The sequence below is a fragment of the Haladaptatus sp. genome (assembly GCF_049589095.1).
Taxonomy (GTDB): Archaea; Halobacteriota; Halobacteria; order Halobacteriales; family Haladaptataceae; genus Haladaptatus.
In genome coordinates this window covers 1-5463 of the sequence record NZ_JBAWAC010000604.1, presented here as the reverse complement: position 1 = coordinate 5463, position 5463 = coordinate 1, and the positions used below count along the sequence as shown (strand labels likewise).

The 5463-nt window shown below is 59.9% G+C and carries 5 protein-coding genes; 4 read left to right on the top strand and 1 reads right to left on the bottom strand.

The window, feature by feature from the left end; all coding sequences use genetic code 11:
- Positions 1-79 precede the first annotated feature (79 nt).
- From WBV42_RS18955 to WBV42_RS18940, 4 genes are all read left to right on the top strand, one after another.
- The gene (locus tag WBV42_RS18955) at positions 80-241 is read left to right on the top strand and encodes a hypothetical protein (RefSeq protein WP_423987419.1); all 162 of its coding nucleotides are present in this window, start codon (positions 80-82) and stop codon (positions 239-241) included.
- A 174-nt stretch (positions 242-415) separates the two neighbouring features.
- Entirely contained in the window at positions 416-1411 is a 996-nt protein-coding gene (locus WBV42_RS18950) for a PhoU domain-containing protein (protein ID WP_423987418.1), read from the top strand.
- 407 nt (positions 1412-1818) lie between these two features.
- Entirely contained in the window at positions 1819-2679 is an 861-nt protein-coding gene (locus tag WBV42_RS18945; protein WP_423987417.1) for a PhoD-like phosphatase N-terminal domain-containing protein, read from the top strand.
- 79 nt (positions 2680-2758) lie between these two features.
- Complete coding sequence (locus WBV42_RS18940; RefSeq protein ID WP_423987416.1) at positions 2759-3622, top strand: MBL fold metallo-hydrolase; 864 nt, start codon at positions 2759-2761, stop codon at positions 3620-3622.
- 21 nt (positions 3623-3643) lie between these two features.
- On the opposite strand, the gene WBV42_RS18935 is transcribed toward WBV42_RS18940, so the two are convergent.
- Positions 3644-5463 (bottom strand): bifunctional YncE family protein/alkaline phosphatase family protein (locus WBV42_RS18935; protein ID WP_423987415.1); only part of this gene is annotated, 1820 nt, incomplete at its 5' end.

Genomic DNA, 5463 nt, shown 5'->3' with positions numbered 1-5463 from the left:
CAGCTATCCCGTGCTAACAATATTCCTCATTAGAATCGGAGCAAAAAACCTTTGAGAGCCGGTCAAGGGACGTATACCAATGGAAGTGACAACAGTTCAAGAACAGTCCTCGTCGCGGAGAGCCATCGTACTCTACATGTACATCGTCGCGTTCATCGACGAGTACGTCCTCCGCAAACCGGCGGTGTACGTAACGACGAGCCGAACCGACGATACCGTCAGCCCCACCAATGCCGACTGATCGAACGGCCGGAGTTCGCCGTTGAGTGGCCCCGGAAGGAATAACGCATGTCGACCGCTGTGGGATCGACTTCGCTGAATATATCTTCCCACATAGAACCATATTTGACAATATATTTCTGCCAATCTATGTATTAGTGGTAAAATTTATTGTGGTCGTCGAGAAGGGCACGATATGGAGACACGGAAAGTTCAGGTCACCGGAGGATCCACGTTCACGGTTTCCCTGCCGAAGGACTGGGCGAACGAAAACGACGTCGCGGTCGGGAGTTCGATCTCGTTTTTCTCCCACGAGCACGGGCTGGTTCTGACGCCACGTCGTGGCAGAAAAGGCATCGAAGGGCGGCTCGATATCGCCACGCGGAGCGACGATGAACTGATGCGGGCCATCATCGCGATGTACGTGAACGGTTTCAACACGATCACGATCGAGACCCATCACATCACACCCGGCAAACGGCGTGCCATCCGCACGACCACACAGAACCTCGTCGGGTTGGAGATAGTCGAGGAAACGGACAAAAAGATCGTCGTGCAGGACCTACTCAACGCCTCACAGATGTCCATTCACGATGCGATTTCACAGATGAAGGTCATCGCGATGGCCATGCTGGAAGACGCCGTCTCCGCCCTCGCCGAGACCGACGAGGACGCCGCTCGGAACGTCATCGACCGTGACGACGACATGGACCGACTGTGGTTCGTCGTCTCCCGGACGTTTCGAAGGACGTTACGGACGCCAGCAGTGGCGGAAGAACTCGGATTCCCCCGTGAGACGTGCTTCGACTTCTACACGTGTGGTCGTCAACTCGAACGCATCGCCGACCACGCGGCGAAGATCTGTCGGGTCTCCATCGAACTCGATGCGATACCCGAACGCGTGATCGAGGCAGTTACCGAACTGCACGCCGAAGCCGCCGCCATCGTCACTACCGCGATGGAGGCGTTTCTCACGGACGACCGGAAACGAGCCACCCGACTCGCCAACGACGCACGGGAATCGGTCTTCGGAATAACCGAATCCGGCCGCAGCATCGACGACCTCCTTCGTGATCTCGAACCGCATCAAGCACATCAGCTACGGCTCAGTATCGATTCGCTTTCGAGGTGCGCCGACTACGGCGGCAACATCGCCGAGACGGCGCTCCAGAAAGCGGCCCCTCGACCGTAAGATCGGTCGTTTTCGGGAACCGTCCGAACGCCGCTACCGCCAGCCCACACGAATCATCCCGTTTTCACAGAAATTCCACGTTCTCGGTGTAGCCGTTTGCCGTACTCCGATATCGTTCGGTTACTCCATCCGATACAGATCGAAAAGTACAGATCGTTTCCACCATCATATTTCTCCTATAGTGTAGAACGTATCGACCGAGAGGCAATATATACTATGTCCAGAAGATATATAGTCCGCCGAAATAATTCCCGGATATAGTTTCAAAGAAGAACATATAACATGAAGAAATCAACCGTCGCGGATTCTTCCGTAGCGTCGCCGGAACGACCGCGGCCGGTGGGCTTTCGACGCTTATCGCCAAGCGAGCGATCGCACAACCGACGACCGCCGTTCGAGACGGTTCAGTGCACGTCTTTTCGTACGATGTGGCGGCGGATGCGGACGCGACGTTTCCGCAGTCGGTCATGAGCGGCGGTCCGACAGATTCGGGTGCCATCGTCTGGACTCGAATCGGCGAGACGGCGTATCGAGAGGGCCAACCCGTCGAGGTTCAGGTCGCAAACGACGAGACGCTCGACGACCCCGTTTTCGAGGGGGTAGTCGATGCGTCGGCGATGTCGGCAACGCACGATTACACCGTCAAAGTGGACCTCGACGGCGAACTCGACGCCGACCGCTTCTACTACTACAGGTTCATCTACGACGGGACGGCGAGTCGAACGGGACGACTCCAGACGATGCCGCTGACGGCGGGAGAGGACTGGTATCAAGTGGAATTTTTGGAGGACTCCTGGGACGGGTTCCAGGCCGAGCGTGCGGAACTGATGAACGCCGTCGATGATGCCTCCCTCCGGAACTTCGTCACCCTCACGGGGGACCTCCACTGCTCGATGGCTGGCTACCAGCACGCGGGGTACGGCGAAGCCTCGTGGAACCGGGATACCGTCGGCATCGAATTCATGACGCCGTCGATCAGGAGCGTGTGTGCCGCCGACGTCGTGGACTTCCCGGGGGACTGGGACAGGGAGGCGTTGGCCGCGATTGCGAAAGCGGAGAACGAACACCTCGAATACGTCAACTGGTACGAGCACGGCTACTTCGTGATCGAATTCACCGAGACGGACTGTGAGTTCACCGTTTACGGGGTCGATGCGGACGAGAACTCGGCCGACGCCAAGAAACGAACGCTGGCACAGTACCGCGTTCCAGACGGAGAACTGTCGCTCGAAGCGCTGTCGGAACCGAAAACGGTGTCGAGGTCGTAATCGGAGTTATTGCTCCATCGCCGCGCGAGGCGAAACGGCAACCACGATTAAGCGTTTTCGCGGATTATTTCACGCCGTCATGGTGCATTCGACGTGGGGCGATTGGTTCGTTCGGGACGAAGTCGAATCGGTGGACGTGGACGGGATGTCGATCTGGTATCTCGGCTGTAACGGGTACATCGTTCGAACACCCGAAACCACCATCTATCTCGACCCGTACTTCGGCGACGGGTCGCCGCCGCGGACTGTGCGGATGATCCCGATACCCGTGGACCCGACGGCCGCGACGATGTGCGATGCGGTGTTCGTCACCCACGAACACATCGACCACATGCATCCGCCGTCGTACGGGCCACTCGTGGAGGACCTCGGGGCACACCTCTACGCGCCGGACGAGGCGTTCGAGAACCCCGCCTACGACGGCGACATGCGAACGCCGGACGACCGGCGCACCGTCGTTTCCGCTGGCAACGATATCTCCGTCTGCGACATCGACGTTCACGTCCGCACCGCGTTCGACCCCGATTCGGGTGGCCCGGTGAGCTACGTCGTCGAACACGAGTCGGGGACGTTCTTCGCGCCGGGCGACTCGCGCCCCGCCGACGCGTTCTCGGACATCGCCGACGAGTTCGACATCGACCTCGGGGTCCTCGCCCACGGAACCGTCGGCAACATCTATCACACCGAGGACGGCGAGACGTACCCCACCGTCTGGTACAACGACGGTGAACAGGTCTCCGAGGCCGTCGCCGACCTCGAACTCGACCGGTTCGCCCCGGTTCACTTCGACGTCTGGAAAGGAGTCGAGGCCGACCCGAAGGCGCTCCGGGAGTCGCTCGCCTCCTACGAGTACCCGCACGTCTTCGAGGATGTCAAAATCGGCGACCGACTCGTCATCGACCGCCCCGGCGTCGTTCCGGCGAAGGCGCTTCGGGAGCACTGACCGCGAAAAGGAAAATCGACGTTATTCTCCGTCCGAACTCGTTTCCGAATCGGTTTCTTCCTCGTTGTCCACCGCCGAGGCGGACTGTGGCGATGCGTCCGACCGGAGTTCCGTTTTCGGCTTCGGCATCGGGACATCGGCACCCTTGACGGCGTGCCAGACGATTTTGTTGAACTTCTGCATGTTCGCCTCGTCCTCCTTGTCGAGGTCGAGCGTCTTCGAGGCCTGCGCTCCCGGCGATTTTTCGGTGTTCTTCTCGTCGAGCGACTGCTCGGGGACGCGCGCTTTGTAGCTGTAATTCAGGTCCGGTTTCTCGTCGTCGCCGATGAAGGTGTTTATCATCGGCGTCGCGCGGGCGTCGAACTGCGTCAGCGGGGGCATGCCGAGCATGAGTTCGATGCTCCGGAGAATCGAGACGGTGCTGTAGAACGTGCTATCGACGGCACCTCGACGGGTATATGGACTAACGACCAGCGACAGTGTGCGGTGGGCATCGACGTGGTCGGGGCCGTTCTGGGCGTCGTCCTCGGTGATGAAGATGGCCGTATCCTCCCAGTACGAGGAGTTCGTGACCGTCTCGATCAGTTTCCCGAGCGCGAGGTCGTTGTCCGCCATCATGGCCTGCGGCGTCGGCATCCCGGGTGTCGTTCCCGCCGTGTGGTCGCTCGGGAACCGGAGAATCGTCAGTTCCGGCAGTTCGAGGTCGTTCGAGTCGTCCTCGTACGCGCGGAACTCCTTGAGCCATGCACCGTACCGCCTGCTATCCGTAATATCGAGGTCGAAACTCGGGAAGTCCGGGTCAACGTGGCCTTCGAGTCCAGCGACGCTCGGTTCCGCGTGGTCGAAACTTCCGTCGTCGTTGTACTTGTTGTTCGCAAACTCGCCGTAGCTTCTGTAGCTGACATCGGACGCGGCGGCCATGTTCCAGAGATAACCGCTCTGTGGTCGGGTCGCGCCACCGTTTTCGAAGTCGTAGTCCCGCCCTCGACCACCGTAATTGCTCGGCCACGTCTTCTGCGTGTAGTCGTTTGCGATTGCGCCGACCGCCCAGTTGTGGCCGTCCGCGCTCACCTCGGCGTCGGCGTAAAAGTTGTCGAGGAGCGTGAACTCCTTCGCCAGCGCGTGGTGGTTCGGGGCAGATTCCGGACCGAACAGCGTGAGGGACGGGTCGCCGTTCCCCTCCTCGATGTCACCGAGCACTTGGTCGTACGTCCGATTTTCCTTGATGATGTAGATGACGTGGTTGATAGGCGACGGATCGCCGACGCGACGCGGAATCGGTCGCGGGGTAACGTCCTCCGAGGAATGGACGAGTTCGTTCGTCATCTCGTTGAATCCGTTGTTCTCGACCACCTGTTCCGTGTACGTCCCGAGCTGTTCGGCGTCGGGCACTGGAACCTTCGAGAGCGTCCCGGAGATCATGTTCCCAATGTACTGGACGTCCTGTTTGTCCTTCGCCGGATTCGGCCCGTTGGGGTTCGGTCCGGCTCCAAGACCCTTCATGTTCGCCACGAACAAATCACGGCCGTCGTTCGTCACGGTAAGGGCCGACGGGAACCACGCCGTCGGAACCAACCCTGTGATTTCCGCGGTCGTGTCGTCTCCGCAACCACCTGTTCCGAGGTCAACGACGGCGACGTCGTTGTTTCCGGCGTTGGCGATGTACAGCGTCTCGCCGTTTAGATCGGTAGCGAGCGCGTTCGGCATACTTCCAGTCGGTGCATCCTCGTACGGTTCGAGGTCGATGGTTTCGACGACCTCGTCCGACCTCGTGTCGATGACGGAGACGGTGTCGGCGTTGCCGGACGAGGTGTAGACGTGCGAGCGAGTCGGACTGCGGA

Excerpts from the sequence above, each read along its gene's own strand:
- WBV42_RS18955 (WP_423987419.1), top strand. The coding sequence starts at position 80 with ATGGAAGTGACAACAGTTCAAGAACAGTCCTCGTCGCGGAGAGCCATC.
- WBV42_RS18950 (WP_423987418.1), top strand. The coding sequence starts at position 416 with ATGGAGACACGGAAAGTTCAGGTCACCGGAGGATCCACGTTCACGGTT.
- WBV42_RS18940 (WP_423987416.1), top strand. The coding sequence starts at position 2,759 with ATGGTGCATTCGACGTGGGGCGATTGGTTCGTTCGGGACGAAGTCGAA.